The sequence below is a fragment of the Myxococcales bacterium genome (assembly GCA_016717005.1).
Lineage (GTDB): Bacteria > Myxococcota_A > Polyangia > Haliangiales > Haliangiaceae > UBA2376.
In genome coordinates this window covers 928,808-947,876 of sequence record JADJUF010000039.1, presented here as the reverse complement: position 1 = coordinate 947,876, position 19,069 = coordinate 928,808, and the positions used below count along the sequence as shown (strand labels likewise).

Below are 19,069 nucleotides of genomic sequence, written 5' to 3'. Positions count from 1 at the left end.
ACCCAAGGACGGTTGAATGCCGGGGGTCCGCCGGTCGTTCTAGATCTGCCGTTCCGAGTAAGGGTCATGCCGTGCGCTCCCACCTGGTCATCTGTCTGGTCGCGACCGCCATCCCGGCCGCCGCCTCGGCCCGCCCCGCGCGCCCGGGCGGCGAGGACATGGTGCGGACGTCCACCGCCAGGATGATGCGCAGCCCCGCGGCGCGGGTCCGCGCCAGCGGCCCGGTGCGGGTGTTCCTCAACCGCGACGGCGGGCGGCTGACCAGCGGCACGGACGATCCCGCCGCCGGCACGTCGTGGATCGCGCGCAGCGGCCGCGGCCAGGCGGTCGACGTGCCCGCGTACGGCGGCGGCGACCGCGCGTGGCGGTCGGTGGTCGCGTGCGTGCAGACCCACTTCGCGCCGTTCGCGGTCGACGTCGTCGACACCCGCCCGCACAGCGGCGACTACTCGATGATCATGGTCGGCGGTCAGCCCGACATGCTCGGCATGGGCGACGGCGTGTCGGGCGTGGCGCCGTCCGACACCATGGTGCTCCGCAACGCCGTCGGCTACGCGTTCTCGGCGATGCTCGACGAGGAGCCCGGGGCGACCTGCGGCACGATCGCCCACGAGGTCGGCCACACGCTCGGGCTCGATCACGCGATGGCCTGTGATGACCTCATGGGCTACGACTACTGCCGCACCAAGAAGACCTTCGTCGATCGCGCCGCCCCGTGCGGCGAGTACGACGCGCGCACCTGCGACAGCGGCGCGGCCACGCAGAACTCGTACCGGGTCCTCGCGGCGATGGTCGGGCTGCGGGGCGAGGCCGCCGAGCCGGCGCCGCCGGTCGCCCAGCCGCCGCAGCCGCGGCCGCAGCCGCCGGTCATCGACGACGCCGATGCGGGCGACGATGACGGCGACGTGTTCGACGATGACGGCGACGTGTTCGACGATGACGACGACGGCGGCGTGTTCGACGGCGTGTTCGCCGCCGCCGACGACGACGGCGACGTGTTCGACGACGGCGGCGCCGACGACGGCGACGTGTTCGCCGCCGCCGCCGACGACGACAGCGACGACAGCGACGACGGCGACGACAGCGACGACGGCGATGACGGCGACGACAGCGATGACGGCGTCGAGCAGACCGACGCCGAGGACGGCGACGATGGGGACGGGCGCGGCGACGACACCCCGGCCGCGCCGCCGGTCGCGGCCCGACCCCAGATCACCGTCGACACCGGCGGCGACGTCATCGCCGGCGATCGCTGGATCGACGTGCGCGTCGCCGTCAGCTCGCCGGCCGGCGTCGCCGACGTCGAGCTGTGGTGGGCGACGCCCGAGGGCTCGTACGCGTGGTCGTGCTCGGCCATCCCGGACGACGTGCCGGTGCGCTGTCGGCGCGGCGGCGACCACGTGCACTTCCAGCTCTCGGTCGGCACCGGCCTGCGCACCCTCGCCGCCGTGGTGATCGACCAGCGCGGCCGGCGCACCGTCAGCGCCGCCCGCACGATCGAGCTGCAGTAGATCGCGCCACCGCGCTAGCGCGGGTGGTCGGCCGCGAACTCGCGCATGAACGCGACCAGCGCGCGCACGCCGTCGGCCTCCATCGCGTTGTACAGGCTGGCGCGCATGCCGCCGACCGAGCGGTGGCCGGCCAGGCCCGACAGGCCGCGGGCCGTGGCCGCGGCGATGAACGCGGCGTCGAGCGCCGGCGTCGGCGACCGGAACGTCACGTTCATGTGCGAGCGCGCGTCGGCGTGGACCACGCCGCGGAACAGCGGCGAGCGATCGAGCTCGTCGTAGAGGATCGCCGCCTTGGCGCGGTTGCGCTCGGCCATCGCCGCGAGCCCGCCCAGGGTCTTGATCCAGGTCAGCACCTCGGCCAGGACGTAGATGCCGAACGTCGGCGGCGTGTTGAACATCGAGCCGTGGTCGGCGAAGGTCCGGTACTGGAGCATCGTCGGCAGATCGCGCCGGCCGCGCGCGACCAGCGCCTTGGCGACGATCACCAGGGTCACGCCCGACGGGCCCAGGTTCTTCTGCGCGCCGGCGTAGATCAGCCCGTGGCGGGCGACGTCGATCGGCCGGCTGAAGATGTCCGACGACGCGTCGCACACCAGCGGGACGTCGGCCGGCGGCGCCGGCGGCGCGGCCCACTGGGTGCCGTAGATCGTGTTGTTGCTGGTGTAGTGGGCGTAGCGCGGGCTCGCCGACCACGCGGTCGCGTCGGCGCCCGGGATCGTCGTGTGCTGCGACGCCTCGCTCGAGCACGCGACGTGGACCTCGCCGAACCGCCGGGCCTCGGCGATGGCCTTGGCCGACCACACCCCGGTGTCGCAGTAGTCGGCGGTGCCGCCGTCGAGCAGGTTCATGGGCACCATGAAGAACTGCGTCGACGCGCCGCCCTGCATGAACAGCACGTCGTGGTCGTCGGGCACCGCCGCCAGCTCGCGCACGAGCCGCTCGGCGCGCGCCTGGACCGCCATGAACTCGGGGCCGCGGTGGCTGTGCTCGAGCACGCCGATGCCGCTGTCGTCGAGATCCCACAGCGCGGCCTGGGCGCGCCGCAGCACCGCCTCGGGCAACACCGCCGGGCCCGCCGAGAAGTTCCACGTCCGCGTCATCATCACCCTCCGGCGCGAGGCCCGCGGGGTCGACCCGCGGCTACTTGCGCGCGTCGTCGAAGTAGAACAGCGTGATCGCGACGCAGTGGAACGCCTCGTCGCTCGACTGGGTGACGACGAACTCGACCGGCTTGCAGCTCGGGTGCTCGGCCATCCACCTCGTGCACTTCTCGCCGAGCTGCTCGCGATCGGCGACCATCGTCGCCGAGAAGATCTTCAGCCCGTTGAACTGGACGTCCTTGCGGACCGTCAGAATACCCGTCGAGTTCGCTGCCATAGTCGACGCCACCTTAACAGTGTGAGCGGAGGTCGGCCAGCCCTCGGCTGCAAGGTTTTGGATCGTCGCCCGACCGCTTGGTCGGGCCGCGTGGTCACGCGCCGCGCTGCTCCTTCACGATCTGATGGATCTCGTCGTCCGTGAGCACGCGATTCCCCCGCTTCGCCGCGCCGAACACCGCGGCGACGAGATCGGGCGTCGGGTCGATGCCGCGCTTGCGCAGCCAGTAGACGACGTTCGACTCGCCCGAGTAGTGCCCGACCTCGATCTCCTGCTCGCGGCCGAACCGGCCAGCCGGCACGCCCGAGTAGATGCGGTCGGCGAGCCAGGCGTGGCCCTTCTTCTCGGCCTTGATGATCGCGGCGGCGTGGACCCCGGTCGCGGTCCGGAACGCGTCGCCGCCGGCGAGCGGGTACTGGACGTGGATCGGCACGTGGGTCGCCTTGGCCGCGGTCCGGCACCACAAGAGCAGCTTCGACAGGTCCTGGTCGGGCAGCTCGCCGAGGAGCGCCAGGTTGAGCAGGATCTGATCGAGCGCGGCGTTGCCGACCCGCTCGCCGATGCCGAGCGCGGTGCCGTGGATGCGGTCGGCGCCGTACTCGATCGCGAAGATCGAGTTGACGACGCCGAGCCCGCGATCGTTGTGGCCGTGCCAGTCGATGCCGACGTCGGGCCGGCCCATGCCGTCGAGCAGGTTGCGCGTGAACCGCAGCAGGTGCCGGATGCCGTCGGGCGTGGCGTGGCCGACGGTGTCGCACACGATCAGCCGGTGGGCGCCGTGGTCGACCGCGTTCGCGAACAGCTTCGAGAGCACCTCGGGCCGCGACCGGGTCGTGTCCTCGGTGACGTACGCCACCGGCAGGTCGTAGCGGCGGCCGAGATCGATCGCGTCGGCCGACAGCTGGAGCATGCGCGCCAGGTCCCAGTTCTCGGCGTACTGCCGGATCGGCGAGCTGCCGATGAACGTCAGCACCTCGATCTCGACGCCGACCTTCTGCGAGATGTCGATCACGGCCTGGACGTCGTTGACGTGGGTCCGGGCCGCGCACGCGAGCTTGATCGGCAGGCCGGCGTCGCGGGCGTGCTCGGCGATCGTCGTGCAGTCCTCGATCGCGCGCCGCCCGGCGCCGGGCAGGCCGATGTCGATGTAGTGGATGCCGAGGCCGCTGGCGAGATCGATCAGCCGCAGCTTGTCGTCGATCGTCGGGTCGACCACCGACGGCGACTGGATCCCGTCGCGGAGCGTCTCGTCGAGGAACGTCACCTTGCGCTTGGGCGACAGCGATCCGACCTTGTCCTGGGCGTTCCAGTCGTAGATGAGGTCGCGCTCGGCGAGTTCGTCGGAGGACTGCTGCGTGGACATCTACATCACCATCGACATGATCAGGATGACGATCGCGGCGACGCCGACGATGACGGCCATCACCAGGAACCAGCCGAGCACGGTCGCCAGGGCCGCCAGCGCCAGCCCGGTGATCGGGAGGATGAGGTTGCCCTCGCGCCGCGCCACCGACACCACCGCCAGCACCAGCGCCACGCCGAAGAACGGGACCGTCAGGCGGTGATCCGGCATCGACCACAGCGGGTCCTGGAACATGAACGTGATCACGAACCCGACCGCGCCGACGACCAGCGCCGCCAGGCCGAGCGCGTGGCGCGTGAGCCACTGCCCCGCGGCCTCGGGCGCCGCCGGGGGCGCGGCCGTGCTCGGGCGCAGCGGAGGATCGAGGTCGGCCATGCGGTGACTATAGCCCCCGCTGGGTGTCGGCGGCGAGGCCGAGCGCGCGGCGCACCTTGCGGAACTCCGGCGAGCGCGCGAACGCCAGCAGGTCACCGTCGGCCGACGCCGCGAGCTGGAGCGCCACCGGCACGTCGCCGCACACCAGCAGCCCGAACCGATCGGCCGTGCGGCCCAGCGACTGCGCCCACCGCGACAGGTTGTGCTCGGGCGAGCGCGCGAACAGCCGCGACACCAGGCCGCCGGCCTGGCGACGGACGTCGTCGGGCAGCGCCGCCAGCGCGGCGGTGGCCTCGTCGGGCGTCGGGTCGGGGCCGCTCGACTCGCGGAACAGCGCCATCACCAGGCTGCGCAGGGTCCGCGCCGGCCGCGACGCGCCCACCGCGCGCCCCGGCCACAGGAACGTCGACGCCCGGGCCAGGCGGAAGGCCAGGGTGGCGCGGTCGGGCGCGGTCAGGGCGTCGTCGCCGGCCAGCAGCACCAGCTCGTCGCTGGCGCCGACGTGGACGTCGGGGCCGAAGTCGGGGTGGGCGTAGACCGGCGCGATCGGCAGGCCGAGCAGCTCGGCGATGTAGCCGCGCAGGTTCGCGAACGCCGGCGGTAGCTCGGCGTCGGCCAGGCGCGCCGCGGGATCGACCGCGAGATCGTCGAGGGAGATCGGGTGCAGCGCGTGGACCGCGGGCGCGAGCAGCTCGGCCAGCGCGCCGAGGTCGGGCTCGTCGGACGGGTGCCGCAGGAGCGCCCACAGCTCGCGCGACAAGGTCGTGCGGGCCCGCGGCACCGCGCGCGGGCGCAGCTCGTCGTACAGGATCCGGTCGGCGTCGCTGGCGTCGCCGGTCGCGACCCGCACCGAGGCGTCCAGGTAGTCGTCGTCGCTGGTCTGGCCGGGCAGCGGCGTCGGGATGCGCCGGATCGGCCGCGCGGTGCCGCCCAGGCGCGCCGCCTGGCCGTAGGCGGCCCGGGCCGCGGCCGGATCGTCGAGGTGATCGCTGTAGAGCGCGCCCAGGCGCTGCCAGATCGCGGCGTGGTCGTGGGGCGTGCCAGCGCCGGCGCGCAGCAGGCGGCGCAGCGCGCGCTCGAGCTCGCGGCCGGCGCCGCGGCGCAGGTACAGCGCGCCGATGCCGTCGAGCACCTGGGCGTCGCCGGGGATCGCGCGGGCGGCGCGCTCGAGGTGCTCGAGCGCGGCCTGGTCGTCGACGCCCATCGCCAGCTCGATCAGGCCGAGGTGCTGGTGGGCGATGCCCAGGTTGGGCGCGACCCGCAGCGCGCGGCCCAGGTACGCGCGCGCGACGTCGGCGGCCTCGGGCGTGCGCTCCTCGCGGTGCCAGACCGCCCACGCCAGCCCGGCCAGGGCCTCGGCGTCGTCGGGCCGCACCCCCAGCGCGGCCTCGAACTTGGCGACCGCCGCCGTCGCCTCGCCGCGCTGGAGCAGATCGAGCCCGGCGGTGCGCAGGCGATCGCTCTCGACGCCGCGGTCGGTGAGCTCGCCGCCGGCGAGCTCGCGGTCGTACGCGGCGCGGCGCTCGTCGGTCAGCAGCACCTCGCGCGCCAGCTCGTAGGCGGCGTGGAGCTCGTCGAGCCGACCGGCGTCGTTGCCGAGCGCGAACCGGGCGTAGAAGTCGCGCGCGAACATGCTCTGGCGCTCGGCCACCGCCGCGGCGATCTCGAGATCGCCGGCGTGGGGATCGACCAGCAGCACCGCGTAGTGATCGAGATCGCGGACGCGGAGGGCCTCGGTCGTCAGCGCGGTGCGCGCGGCCCGGGTCGCGTCGTCGTCGAGCAGGTCGTCGTCGATGCCCTCGTCGGCGAGGTCGAGCGGATCGCCGCCGGTCGGCATCGGCGCCACGGTCGACAGGCCGCCGAACAGCTCGGCGTAGAGCGGCGAGCGCTCGCCGGTGTCGCCGCTGCGCAGCGCCAGCGCCGGGCCGACCCGCGGGATCGCGGGGATCACCGCGTCGGTCAGCACCAGCGCGTCGATCACCGCGGCCGGCAGCCCCTGCTCGAGCAGGCCGCGCGCGGTCACGCCCTCGGGCAGGCGCTCGGGCACGCGCGCGCCGTAGATCGCCCGGAACAACGGCACCAGCCGCTCGCCGCGGGCGGTGAGCTCGAGGAACAGATCGGCGATGAGCTGGCTCGGCGGCGGGCCCTCGCTCGACGTGTCGCGCAGGCCGGCGAGCACCGTCTCGGGGATCGGCAAGAGCGGCCCCTCGGGCGCCAGCGGCCGCGCCTCGAACCGCCACGCGCCCACGGTCCAGCGCAGCGGCGACAGCAGGCGGTAGCGGGTCTGCGCCGACAGCTGCTCGAGCAGCGACTCGGGCGTCAGCAGGCCGGCCTTGATCAGCGCCTCGCCGACCCCGCGGCCGGCGGCGTGGGCGTCGGCGACCGCGGCCTGGTGCTGCGCGGTCGTGATCGCGCCGCTCGCGACCAGGAAGTGGCCGAGGGTCTCGTCGCGGCCGGTGGTCGCGACCAGCTGGCCTTCGCACAGATCGACGGTCTTGACCACGCGATCGCGCCGGACCAGGAACCGGCCGGTGGCGCCGGCGTCGTGCAGATCGAGCAGCACCGCCGGCAGCGGGCGCAGCTCGAGATCGCCGGCGTGGCGGACGCCGGGCAGGTCGCCGGAGCGCGTGTCCTCGCTCATGCCTCGGCGACGTGGCACGCCACCAGCGCGCCGCCGAGCAGGCGGGCCGGTGGGATGAGGGTGAAACACTCGGGCGGCTTGTTCGGGATCGGGCAGCGCGGGTGGAACGCGCAGCCGGGCGGCGGCGCCAGCGGGCTGGGCACGTCGCCGGTCAGGACGATGCGCTGGCGGCGCGCGGCCGCGCTGGGATCGGCGACCGGCACCGCCGACAGGAGCGCGCGGGTGTACGGGTGCCGCGGCGAGCGGTACAGCTCGGCCGCGGCGGCCAGCTCGACCACGCGGCCCAGGTACATGACCGCGACCCGATCGCACAGGTGCTGCACGATCTTGAGGTCGTGGCTGATGAACAGGTAGGTGAGGTGATCGGCGGCCTGGAGGTCCTGGAGCAGGTTGACGATCTGCGCCTGGATCGACACGTCGAGCGCGCTGATCGGCTCGTCGCACACGACGAAGGTCGGCTCGACCGCGAGGGCCCGGGCGATGCCGATGCGCTGGCGCTGGCCGCCCGAGAACTCGTGCGGGAAGCGGGCCGCGGCGTCGGCCGGCAGGCCCACGCGCGCGAGCAGCGCCGCGACCTTGTCGGCGCGCGCGCTGCGCCCGAGCTGCGGCTGGTGGATCACGAGCGGCTCGGCGACGGCGGTGCCCACGCTCATGCGCGGGTTGAGCGACGCGTACGGGTCCTGGAAGATCATCTGCATCTTGCGGCGCAGCGGCCGCATCGCCGACTCGGACAGGCGGGCCACGTCGACGCCGTCGAACCGGATCGCGCCCGCGGTCGGCGCGAGCAGCCGCAGCACGGTGCGCCCGAGCGTCGACTTGCCGCAGCCGGACTCGCCGACCAGGCCCAGGGTCTCGCCGGCGGCGATCGTCAGCGACACGTCCTCGACCGCGCGCACCAGCGCCGGCTTGCGCGTGAACGCCCGCCAGACCCGCACGTGCGGCGCGACCGGCTCGCGCGGCCACGCGATCTTGGTGGCGAAGTGCTTCGACACCCCCGCGAGCTCGAGGCGCGGCGGCGCGGTCACGACGGGCCCTCGACCGGCACGTGGCAGCGCACCAGGTGGCGCGGCGCCAGCTCGACCAGCGCCGGCTCGACCTCGTGGCAGCGCGCGATCGCCGCGCCGCAGCGGTCGACGAACTTGCAGCCGACCGGCAGCGCGTACAGCGGCGGCACCATGCCGGCGATCTCGGTGAGGCGCTTGCGCTGACCGGGCGCCGCGGTCGCCGGGGCGCCGGCATCGGCGCCGGCCGGCGCGTAGCTGGGGATCGAGCGCAACAGGCCCGCGGTGTAGTGGTGGCGCGGCTGCGCGAACAGGCTCGTCGTCGGCGCCTGCTCGACCACGCGCCCGGCGTACATGACGATCACCTCGTCGCAGGTCTCGGCGACGACGCCCAGATCGTGGGTGATCAGCAGGATGCTCATGCCGAGGTCGGCCTGGAGCGCGCGCAGGAGCTCGAGGATCTGCGCCTGGATCGTCACGTCGAGCGCGGTGGTCGGCTCGTCGGCGATCAGCAGGTCGGGCTTGCACGCCAGCGCCATCGCGATCATCACGCGCTGGCGCATGCCGCCGGAGAGCTGGTGCGGGTAGTCGTCGACGCGGTGCTCGGGCGCGGGGATGCCGACCTTGGCCAGCATCTCGATCGCGACCGCGCGCGCCTCCTTGCGCGACTTGCCCTGGTGCAGGCGCACCGCCTCGGCCACCTGGTCACCGACGGTGAACACCGGGTTGAGCGAGGTCATCGGCTCCTGGAAGATCATGCCGATGCGATCGCCTCGGATGGCGCGCATGTCGCGCTCGGACAGCGCCAGCAGATCCTTGCCGGCGTAGCGGATGCTGCCGCTGGCGATCCGGCCCGGCGGCGTCGCCACCAGCCGCATCACCGACAGCGCCGTCACCGACTTGCCGCAGCCCGACTCGCCGACCACGCCCAGGGTCTGGCCGCGCGGGATGGCGAACGACACCCCGTCGACCGCCCGGACCGTGCCCCGGTCGGTCCGGAACTCCGTGACCAGGTCACGGATCTCCAGCAAGGGCTCGCCCATCGCCCACGACGATATCGCAGGCGCCGGCCCGGTTGGCCCACCGCCGCGCCGAAACGAAAAGAGCGGCGAAACGAGCCCCCGCCGAGACGCGCGCCGCGCCGAGACGCGCGCGCCGAGACCGACGCCGCGCCGAAACGAAAAACGCGACGGCGGTCGCCGTCGCGTCTCACGAGCCGAGTCAGGCTAGTTCAGCGGTAGCCACCGCCACCGCCGCCGCGACCACCGCGACCACCACGGCCACCGCCGCGATCGCCACCGCCGCCACCGCCGCCGTCGCCGCCGCCGCCGTAGCCGCCGCCACCGCCGCCGTAGCCACCGCCGCCACCGCCGTAGCCGCCGCCACCGCCGCCACCGCCGCGGTAGCCACCGCCGCCACCGCCGCCGCGGAAGCCGCCGCCGCCGCCGCCGCCGCCGCGGGCCGGGCGCTCCTCAGCCTCGTTGACGCGGAGCGGGCGACCGTCGAGGTTCTGCCCGTCCATGCCCTCGATGGCCTTCTTGGCCTCCTCGGGGGTGCCCATGGTGACGAAGCCGAACCCGCGGGGCCGACCGGTCTCCCGGTCGCTCACCAGGTGGACGTCGGAGACCGTGCCGAACTCCTCGAAGGCGGCGCGGACACTGTCGGTCGAAGTGTTGAAAGAAAGGTTGCCAACGTACAGACGGGTGCTCATCTCGATCTCGCTATCCTCTGGCCTTCGTCACAAGACACCGCGCCGAGGGGCCGACCTCGCTGGCGGTTCGCTTCGTAGCTCAACCACTGCTTACCGAACCGTCGCTCTGCGTGTCCAAAAGGCTCGATGACCCAAGGAGACCCGAGAAAGAAAGACCGATCAAACCGTGGCAACGCGACTATTACCCTGGCGCCGAAACGCCCGCAAGTAGGATCGTCTACACACCGCGACGATCGCGGAACGGCGCCCTCGGCGCGGCCCCGAAAACGCTTATGTATGCAATAGTTTCGGCATATTGCTGGAGACTACGGGGCGGGCTGACCCGCGCTCACCTGGGCCTGCGGCTGGCAGCTCGCGAGCCCTGGCGGCAGCTCCATCTGGAACTTCTCGTCGCCCAGCTCGATGCCGAGCTGGCGCGCGTTCCACTCGACGATCAGATCGGACTTCTCACCGGGTGACCGGAACCGCGACTTGACCGGCACCCGTCGCGGGGCACCACTGGCGTCCTTGACGGTCGAGAAGCCGGTGTTGTCGATGCGCCACTCCTGGACGCCGTCGCTGGTCTTGACCTCGCTCGAGACCACGTCGGCGTGGCCGTCGCGCGCGTCGAGGACGATCACCTGCGTGCGGCCGCCGTCGCCGGTGAGCTCGAGCACCTCCTTGCCGGCGGACCCGTCCCAGCGGACCGTGCCCGTGGCGCCGGCGATGATCGGCGTGGCGCCGATCGCCAGCGTCAGCAGATCGTCGGGCGTCAGCGCCACCCGCAGCATCGCGGCGATCGAGTCGCGGCTGCACGGCCCGGTGAGCTGGCAGTTCTTGTTGAAGTCGATGAACGCGTAGTCGCGGCCGTCGCACGCCAGATCCGACAGCGTCGTGCCGCCGGCCGGCGACAGCGCGTTGATCCGGACCCGGGCGCCGGTCGTGCCCATGATCGCGACCGTGCCCTTCACCCGCTCGTCGCCCATCCAGTAGTCCATCGTGGTGTCGTCGGCGTAGAACGACGACACCTGATCGGTGGTGGCGGTGATGCGGGCCAGCAGGTCGACCGTGGTCGGCGCCGGGTACGGCCGCTTGCCGGGGCCGTGGCTGCAGGCGGCGGCGAGGGCGAGGGTGAGCGCGGTGGCGGGCAGGGCGAGGCGGGGCATGGGCAGGTGATAGCAGAACGTCGCGGGCGATCCCGCGCTTACGGCCCGCCGACCGCCACCGGCGCGGCCGCGATCACGACCGCGGCCGCCGCGCCCGCGCGCGCGTGAATCCCGCCGCCGCCGGGCCGTCTACCGCGGCTACTTCAGCTCGCGCTCGAGGAACGCGAACGTGTCGGCGTTCTGCTCGACCGCCTGCTTGACCGCGTCGGCGCCGCCGTGGCCGGCGTTCTTCTCGATCCGCAGGAGCGCCGCGCGATCGCCGGGGATCGCGTGCTGGACCGCGGCGGTGAACTTGCGGGCGTGCATCGGGTCGACGCGATCGTCGTGGTCGGCCGACAGCATCAACAGCGCCGGGTAGCGGGTGCCGTCGACGACGTGGTGGTACGGCGAGTACGCCAGCAGGGTCTTGAACTGGTCGGGGTCCTCGGCCGAGCCGTACTCCGGCACCCAGGTCGCGCCCGAGCCGAACTGGTGGTAGCGGATCATGTCGAGCAGCGGCACCGCGCACACGACCGCGCGGAACAGCTCGGGCGCCTGGGTCATCGCGGCGCCGACCAGCAGGCCGCCGTTCGAGCCGCCGTGGATCGCGAGGTGCGCGGGCGAGGTCCAGCCGCTGTCGATCAGGTACCGGGCGGCGCCGACGTAGTCGTCGAAGACGTTCTGCTTGTGCGCGCCCATGCCGGCCTTGTGCCAGTCCTCGCCGAACTCGCCGCCGCCGCGCAGGTTGGGGATCGCGAGCATGCCGCCGCGCTCGAGCCAGACCGCGCGCGACGACGAGAACCCCGGGGTCAGGCTGACGTTGAAGCCGCCGTAGCCGTAGAGGATGACCGGGTTCGTGCCGTCGGGCTTGGCGTCCTTCCGGTGGAACAGGAACATCGGGATCGACGTGCCGTCCTTGCTGGTGTAGCGGACCTGCTCGACGGTCATCGTCGACGTGTCGATCGGCAGCGTGACCCGCGACCACTCGGTGACCGCGCCGGTCTTGATCGACGTGCGGTAGATGACCGAGGCCTCGGTGAACGACGAGAACCCGAAGTAGCCGGTGTCCTCGTCGGGGTTGCCGCCGATGCCGCCGCTGGTGCCGAGCGGCGGCAGGTCGACCTTGCGGACCAGCTTGCCGTCGAGGTCGTGGATCTCGATGACCGTCGCGACCTCGCGCAGGTAGGTCAGCACGAGCTTGCCGCCGACGACGCCGACGCTCTCGAGCGTGTCGGCGGTCTGGGGCACGATCTCCTTCCAGGCGGCCCGGGCCGGCCGCGCGGGTCGACCGCGAACACCCGGTAGCGCGGCGCGCCGTCGTTGGTGTTGACGTAGAAGCGATCCTTCCAGACCGTCACGTCGAAGTTGGCGTCGACGCCGGCGACCAGCGTGGTCCACGGCGCCGACGGCTGCGCCGCGCTCTTGAAGTACAGGTCGGCCGAGTTCCAGCCGTGCTGGACCGAGGCGATCAGCCACTTGCCGTCCCACGACACGAACCCGCTGAGGAACGTCTGCGGGTTGCCGGTGGCCGGGTGGACGATCGCGTCCTTGGCGGGATCGGCGCCGAGCTTGTGGAAGCGCAGCTCGGCGAAGCCGGGGCGGTTGGCCACGGTCACGGCGCCGCCGACCTCGGGCACCCAGGTGTAGTAGAAGCCAGAGCCGTCGGGGACCCACGACGCGCCCGAGTACTTGGTGCCGGGGATGACGTCGGCGAGGTCCTTGCCGGTCGCGAGGTCGCGCACGTACGTGACGGTCTCGTCGGCGTTGTTCTCCTTCTTCGCGTACGCGATCCGCGTGCCGTCGCGGCTCGGCCACCAGCCGCCGAGGCCGCTCGAGCCGTCGGTCGACCAGGTGTTGGGATCGAACAGCACCTGCTCGGCGCCGGCCTCGCCCTTCTTCCAGTAGACGACCATCTTCTCCTTGTCGGCGTGCTTGCGCGTGTAGAAGAAGTGGCCCTTGCGGTGGGTCGGCGCGCCGACCGCGTCGTAGTAGAAGACCTCGCGCAGGCGCGCGGCGATGGCGTCGCGGCCGGGCAGCCGGGCGAGCTCGGCGCGGGCGAAGTCGTCCTGCGCGTCCATCCACGCGGCGACCTCGGGCTGGCCCGCGTCCTCGAGCCAGCGGTACGGGTCCGCGACCTGCTGGCCATGGATCACGTCGACGATGTCGTCGCGACGGGTCGGCGGGAACGGCTTGGTCACGGCGGGGGGATCCTCCACGGTCGGGGGCAGCAAGACGTCGGGATCGGGGTCGGTCGGTACGGCGACCGTGGTCGCCTTCGGCCCGGGCTGCGCGCAGCACGAGCCGAGCGCGAGGGCCGCGAGCGCCGCGGCGAGTCTGAACGTTCGCATGGCGCGAACGGTAGCACCCACGGAAGCCCGCGAAACCTGCGACCCGGTGCGACAGGGCCGGACCCGACGGCCAGGCCGCGGCGCCGGGGAAGTGATGGGGGGCGCGCTCGCTCCGACCGCGCTCGGCGACTGGCCGGGCGGCGAGGCGCGCGCGCGCTTGCGCGGACCGGCGGCCGGCTCGCGCCTGCGTCAGCGCGCGGCGGAGGGAGGCTGCGGCAACCGGTCGCGGCGGCCGGGTTGCGACCGTGCACGTCGCTTGCAAGGGTCGGTACGCCATGAAGGTCGCCACGAGCTTTCGTCCCCAGGACATCCGCAACATCGCCCTCATCGGCCGCGCCGGCGCCGGCAAGACCACGCTGGCCGAGGCGCTGCTCCACCGCTGCGGCGCGATCACCCGCATGGGCTCGGTCGACGACGCGACCACCATCAGCGACTACGAGCCGGAGGCCAAGAAGCACCACCAGTCGATCAGCGCGACGATGCTGTTCGCGACCCACGCGGGCCGCGAGATCAACATCATCGACACCCCCGGGCACCCCGACTTCGTGGGCCACGCGCTCGCGGCGCTGCCCGCCGTCGAGATCGCGGTGCTGGTGATCGACGCCGGCGCCGGCCTCGACCTGCCGACCCGGCGCCTGTACGCGGCGGCCGGCGAGCTGGGCCTGGCCCGGATGATCGTCGTCAACAAGATCGACACCAACCTCGGCGGGCTGCCGGCGGTGGTCGAGGGCCTGCGCGCCACGCTCGGGCCCAACCTGCACTGCATCAACCTGCCCAGCGCCAAGGGCACCGACGTGATCGACTGCTTCGACCACGCCGCGGGCGCGTCGGACTTCGGCTCGGTCGCCGAGGTCCACCAGGAGATGCTGGAGTCGTCGATCGAGGTCGACGACGCCGCGCTCGAGCGCTACCTCGGCGGCGAGCCGATCGATCTCCCGGCGCTGCGCCAGTGCTTCGTCACCGCGATGGCGCGCGGCCACGTCGTGCCGGTGCTGTTCACGGCCGCCAGCGCCGAGGTCGGCGTCGATGATCTGCTCCACATCCTGGTCGAGGAGGGCCCCAGCCCGATCACCGGCCGACCCCGGCGCCTGCGCCAGGGCGAGCAGACCGTCGAGCTCGGCTGCGACGCCGACGCGCCGCTGATCGCCCACGTCTGGAAGATCGCCAACGATCCCTACGCCGGCAAGCTGGCGATGGTGCGGATCCTCCAGGGCACGCTCGACGGCCAGACCCCGTTCGTCGCCGCCAGCGATCGCAAGGCGCGCAAGGCCGGCGCCGTGCTCAAGGTCGAGGGCCGTGAGCACCCCGAGGTCGACGGCGGCGTCGCCTGCGCCGGCGATCTGGTCGCGCTGGCCCGGATCGACGAGCTCCACGTCGATCAGATCCTCCACGCCCCGGGCGTGGCCGAGGACCTCGCGCCGGTGAAGCCGACCTACCCGGCGCCGGTGCTGACGCTCGCGCTCGAGGCCGCGACCAAGGTCGACGACGTCAAGCTGGGCACGGCGCTGCAGCGGCTGTGCGAGGAGGATCCCACGCTCCACGCCGGCCAGGATCGTCAGACCCGCGAGTACGTGATCAGCGGCCAGGGCGAGCTGCACCTGAAGGTCGTCCTCGAGAAGCTCAAGAACCGGTTCGGCGTCACGGTCACGACCCGGGCGCCGCGCATCTCGTACCGCGAGACGATCGCGGCCCGGGCCGAGGGCCACCACCGCCTCAAGAAGCAGACCGGCGGCGCCGGGCAGTTCGCCGAGGTGTTCCTGCGGGTCGAGCCGCGCGGCCGCGGCGAGGGCTTCGAGTTCGTCAACGACGTGTTCGGGGGGGCCATCCCGCACCAGTTCATCAGCTCGGTCGAGAAGGGCGTCATCGACGCGCTCGAGGCCGGCGGCCTGTCGGGCTCGCCGGTGCAAGATGTGCGCGTGGTCATCACCGACGGCAAGGCCCACTCGGTCGACAGCAAGGACATCGCGTTCCGCACCGCCGCCAAGCTGGCGTTCCGCGACGCGTTCGCGCGGGCCCGGCCGGTGCTGCTCGAGCCGATCGTCAACCTCGAGATCATGGTGCCCGAGGCCCACACCGGCACGGTCACGACCGATCTGAAGAACATGCGCGGCAAGGTCCTCGGGTTCGAGACCCTGCCCGACGGCGTCACCCAGATCCACGCCCAGGCCCCGCTGGCCGAGGTCGGCAACTACGTCGGCCAGCTCCGCGGCTCGACCAGCGGCCAGGGCAGCTTCTCGATGGAGCTGGCCCAGTACGACGTCGCGCCGCCGGCGATCGCGCAGAAGGTCGCGGCCGCGTACCGGCCGCACGCCGAGGAGTAGGTTCGTCCTCGGCGGTGGCGCTACTCGGTGTCCTTGCTGACGATCTCGATCGCCAGGGTCGGGTGGCTGTCGATGATGACGAGCTGCTTGCCGACGTGCAGCGTGACGCGGCCGGGGAAGCTGACGTCGTCCTTCACGTGCGACACCGGCGCGAGATCGAACGACGCGCGCGTGACGCCGGCCGCATCGATCAGCACGCCCATGACCCGCTGGAGGCGGCCCTCGATCGAGATCTTCAGGCAGCCGCCGTCGGCGCCCTCGACAGCGAAGCGCGCGTCGGCGCCCGCGGCCTCCACTGCGGACGCACCGAGGGTCTTGGCGATGAGCTTGAGCGTGGTGTCCATGGCTGGGTTTTAGTGCGCGCGGGCGCCCCTGTAAATGCGACGATCCGCCGTCGTCACCGGGTGATCTGCGCTCGGCGGCGATTCGCGCACGATCTGCGCCAGGCGCTGCGCGACGCGCGGCGTTGGCGGATCTGGCGCCGCGCGGGGGCGTGTGAGGATCACAACGGGCGGGATCAGCGGGTCCGGTACGCCGCCGGCGTCATCCCGGTCCAGCGCTTGAACGCGCGCGTGAAGTTGGGCAGCTCGGTGTAGCCGACCCGGGCCGCGACCTCGCCGATCGACAGGGCCCGGTCGTCGAGCAGCAGCAGCGCCCGCTGCCGGCGCAGATCGTCGACGATGGCGGTGAAGGTGGTGTCGCGCTCGGCCAGCTTGCGCTTGAGCGTGCGGGTCGACAGCCGGAGCGCGCGCGCGACCGCGGGCAGCGCGGCGTCGCCGTCGACGCGGGCGACGACCTCGGCCCGGACCCGGGCCGGCAGGCCGGCGTCGACGATGGCCGCCAGCTCGCGCTCGCACTGGCCGCGCGCGAGCTCGAGCGCGACCGGGTCGGCCGAGGTGATCGGCAGGTCGAGGACGCTGGCGGCGAACCGCATGCGGTGGGCCGGGCGCTCGAACCGGATCATCCCGGCCGCGAACGGCACCTGCGCGATGAAGGCCGGCGCCGGGAACCCGCACTCGGCGGTGCCGACCAGCGGCCGCCCCGTCAACGCGCGGCCGAGCTGCCACAGCCCGACCACCAGCGACAGCACCGCGAACTCGCGCAGCGGGCCGAGGTCGGCGCGCTCCTCGACGACCAGCGCCGCGGCGGCGCCCTCGACCTCGAGCGCCAGGCCGATCGCGGTCGTCCGGGTCGCGGCGAACCGCACCGCCAGCTCGATGGCCTCGCGCACCGTGGCCGCGGTCATGGCCGCGAACCCGAGGTAGCCGTGGGTCGACAGCCGCATCTGCCAGCCGACGTAGAGCGCCAGCGCCGGCTCGCGCGTGAGGCGGTGGGCCCGGGCCACGATCTCGGCGCACACCGCCAGCGGCACGCGGGTCTCGGGGGCGGCCAGCGCCGCGACGGTCACCGGCAGGCCGCGGGTCAGCTCGCCCGCGGGTACGTGCCAGCGGCCGCACAGCGCGATCACGTCGCGCACGTACGCGCCCGGGATGTCGGCGGTCGAGGTGGTCACGTCTGGCCCCAGATGATAACCGGTCGGCACGCCCGGACCTACGGCGATCGCGCGGCCGGGGCCACGCTGAGCCCATGACCATCCCGCGCCGCGACGTCGATTTCGGCCTCGATCCCGCCGCGGTGCCGCGCGACTGGGTCGACGGCTGTGCCTACGCCACCACGCTGCTGGGCGCGCTGTCCCTGCTGTTCCCCGAGGGCGAGCGGTTCTTCGTCGACTCGGTCAAGCAGGTGCGCGACCAGGTGACCGACCCGGCGCTGCGGGCCGAGATCGCCGGGTTCATCGCCCAGGAGGCCATGCACGGGCGCGAGCACCGCGTGCTCAACGACCTGCTCGCGGCCCACGGCCACGCCGAGGGCGCCGCGGTCGAGCGTCGGCTGCGCGCGCTGCTCGACCTGGGCCGGCGGGCGCTGCCGCGGCGCTCGCAGCTCGCGATCACGTGCGCGCTCGAGCACTTCACCGCGATCCTCGGGGAGACCCTGCTCAGCGATCGCCGGCAGCAGGCCGACTTCGATCCGTCGGTGCGCGCGCTGTGGCAGTGGCACGCGCTCGAGGAGTGCGAGCACAAGGCGGTCGCGTTCGACGTCTACCGCGCGGTCGGCGGCGGCTACTGGCGGCGGGTCACGACCATGCTCTACACCACCGCGCTGTTCGTCACCGTGCTGGCGCTGGTGCACGCGCGCCTGATGGTCACGCGCCGGGTGCTGTGGAAGCCGTGGACCTGGGCCCGCAGCGTCGGCAAGCTGTGGCTGTCGCCGGGCTACTTCACGCGGCTGATCCCGGCGTACTTCGCGTACTTCCGCCCGGGCTTCCACCCGCGCGATCGCGACACCGACGCGCTGCTCGCGGCCTGGCGCGCCGAGCTGTTCGGCGTCGACGGGCCGCTCGTCGATCGCGCCGCGGCGTGACACGCGATCACCCCGTGAGTGTGAAATGACCTCGATCGTTGGCGACATTGGCCACCTGAGGCCGCTGGCGAATGGTCAGGTGCGCAGCGCGGTGGCCGGACGGGTGGCGAACCGCCCACGCCGGGGCGTGCCGGACCGCGCTGGCCGCGGAGCGCGTCGCGTCCGCGCGCCGGGGCGATCCCCTCGGCGCGGCGCCGTCCGGCGCGTCGGTCCGGCGCGTCGGTCGACCTGCGTCCAGACGCCAGCCCTTGCCGACCCGGCGGGAGCCGTCTAGGTTCCAGCGGTGCGTGGTTTCGTCATGGGGATCGTGGTGCTGGTCGCCGGCTCGTGCAGCCGGCCGGCCAGGCCGGTGACGACGGCGAGCGACGCGGCCGTCGTGGCACCGGCGAGCGACGCGGCCGTCGTGGCACCGGCGAGCGACGCGACGCTCGCGGACGGGCCGGCGAGCGACGGGCCGGCGAGCGACGGGCCGGCGAGCGACGGCGCGACGGCGGCGAGCGGGAAGCGCGCGGACGGACCGGGTCGAACGCAGCGGCCGGCCCCGCCGGGAGCGCTGCCGGGCTCCGACGACGCACGCCGGCGAGGAGACGACTACGCGCGCGCGTTCGAGGCGGCGGCGGCGGACCGGATCGATGCCGGGTCGGTGGGCTCGCGGGTCGATGCGGCGGTGGGCTTGCGCACGGCGCCGTGAGCCGTCGATCGCGCGGTGTTGTAGTACGCTCGCCGCGTGAAGCTGGCTCCGCCTTCACGGGGGAAATTGGGCGGGCGTGGGGCCGGCGCCCGCCCGGCGTCTCCGCGTCCAGCGCCGCGCAGCGCCGCGACGGTGCGGTGGGAGCAAGAGGCCGCGCGCAGCGCCGCCGCGGTCGCGACGGGCGC

Annotated in this window: 15 protein-coding genes and 1 pseudogene; 4 read left to right on the top strand and 12 right to left on the bottom strand. The window is 73.3% G+C overall.

Annotated features, from left to right (window positions below; translation table 11 throughout):
* Window positions 1–71 precede the first annotated feature (71 nt).
* A complete protein-coding gene (locus IPL61_34985) occupies window positions 72–1,511 on the top strand; it encodes a hypothetical protein (protein ID MBK9036399.1) in 1,440 nt (479 codons plus the stop codon).
* A gap of 14 nt (window positions 1,512–1,525) precedes the next feature.
* Here the strand turns inward: IPL61_34985 and serC are convergent, their stop codons facing one another.
* From serC to IPL61_34935, 10 genes and pseudogenes are all read right to left on the bottom strand, one after another.
* Complete coding sequence (gene serC, locus IPL61_34980) at window positions 1,526–2,611, bottom strand: 3-phosphoserine/phosphohydroxythreonine transaminase (GenBank protein MBK9036398.1); 1,086 nt, start codon at window positions 2,609–2,611, stop codon at window positions 1,526–1,528.
* A 40-nt stretch (window positions 2,612–2,651) separates the two neighbouring features.
* A complete protein-coding gene (locus IPL61_34975) occupies window positions 2,652–2,888 on the bottom strand; it encodes a hypothetical protein (protein ID MBK9036397.1) in 237 nt (78 codons plus the stop codon).
* 94 nt (window positions 2,889–2,982) lie between these two features.
* Window positions 2,983–4,251 (bottom strand): 2-isopropylmalate synthase, encoded by a 1,269-nt coding sequence (locus IPL61_34970; GenBank protein ID MBK9036396.1) that lies wholly within the window; start codon window positions 4,249–4,251, stop codon window positions 2,983–2,985.
* The gene (locus IPL61_34965; GenBank protein MBK9036395.1) at window positions 4,252–4,626 is read right to left on the bottom strand and encodes a hypothetical protein; all 375 of its coding nucleotides are present in this window, start codon (window positions 4,624–4,626) and stop codon (window positions 4,252–4,254) included.
* 7 nt (window positions 4,627–4,633) lie between these two features.
* Window positions 4,634–7,267 carry a hypothetical protein gene (locus tag IPL61_34960; protein ID MBK9036394.1) on the bottom strand — a complete coding sequence of 878 codons (2,634 nt, stop codon included), beginning with the start codon at window positions 7,265–7,267 and terminating at the stop codon, window positions 4,634–4,636.
* Complete coding sequence (locus tag IPL61_34955) at window positions 7,264–8,202, bottom strand: ATP-binding cassette domain-containing protein (protein ID MBK9036393.1); 939 nt, start codon at window positions 8,200–8,202, stop codon at window positions 7,264–7,266. The genes IPL61_34960 and IPL61_34955 overlap by 4 nt, the downstream gene beginning before the upstream one ends.
* Before the next feature lie 86 nt (window positions 8,203–8,288).
* Entirely contained in the window at window positions 8,289–9,311 is a 1,023-nt protein-coding gene (locus tag IPL61_34950) for an ABC transporter ATP-binding protein (protein ID MBK9036392.1), read from the bottom strand.
* Window positions 9,312–9,499: 188 nt separating this feature from the next.
* Window positions 9,500–9,979, bottom strand: a complete 480-nt coding sequence (locus tag IPL61_34945) for an RNA-binding protein (GenBank protein ID MBK9036391.1) — start codon at window positions 9,977–9,979, stop codon at window positions 9,500–9,502.
* 305 nt (window positions 9,980–10,284) lie between these two features.
* Entirely contained in the window at window positions 10,285–11,124 is an 840-nt protein-coding gene (locus tag IPL61_34940) for a hypothetical protein (protein ID MBK9036390.1), read from the bottom strand.
* 138 nt (window positions 11,125–11,262) lie between these two features.
* A pseudogene (locus tag IPL61_34935) lies at window positions 11,263–13,451 on the bottom strand (S9 family peptidase).
* Window positions 13,452–13,726: 275 nt separating this feature from the next.
* Between IPL61_34935 and IPL61_34930 the strand changes: the two are divergent.
* Window positions 13,727–15,772, top strand: coding sequence for an elongation factor G (locus IPL61_34930; protein ID MBK9036389.1), 2,046 nt, complete (start codon window positions 13,727–13,729; stop codon window positions 15,770–15,772).
* A gap of 20 nt (window positions 15,773–15,792) precedes the next feature.
* Here IPL61_34930 and IPL61_34925 read toward each other — a convergent pair whose 3' ends face one another.
* Complete coding sequence (locus IPL61_34925; protein ID MBK9036388.1) at window positions 15,793–16,116, bottom strand: hypothetical protein; 324 nt, start codon at window positions 16,114–16,116, stop codon at window positions 15,793–15,795.
* A gap of 173 nt (window positions 16,117–16,289) precedes the next feature.
* Window positions 16,290–17,285 (bottom strand): AraC family transcriptional regulator ligand-binding domain-containing protein, encoded by a 996-nt coding sequence (locus tag IPL61_34920; GenBank protein ID MBK9036387.1) that lies wholly within the window; start codon window positions 17,283–17,285, stop codon window positions 16,290–16,292.
* A 74-nt stretch (window positions 17,286–17,359) separates the two neighbouring features.
* Here IPL61_34920 and IPL61_34915 point away from each other — a divergent pair, with 74 nt between their 5' ends.
* Entirely contained in the window at window positions 17,360–18,193 is an 834-nt protein-coding gene (locus tag IPL61_34915) for a metal-dependent hydrolase (protein ID MBK9036386.1), read from the top strand.
* 283 nt (window positions 18,194–18,476) lie between these two features.
* Entirely contained in the window at window positions 18,477–18,884 is a 408-nt protein-coding gene (locus tag IPL61_34910) for a hypothetical protein (GenBank protein MBK9036385.1), read from the top strand.
* Window positions 18,885–19,069: the final 185 nt, after the last annotated feature.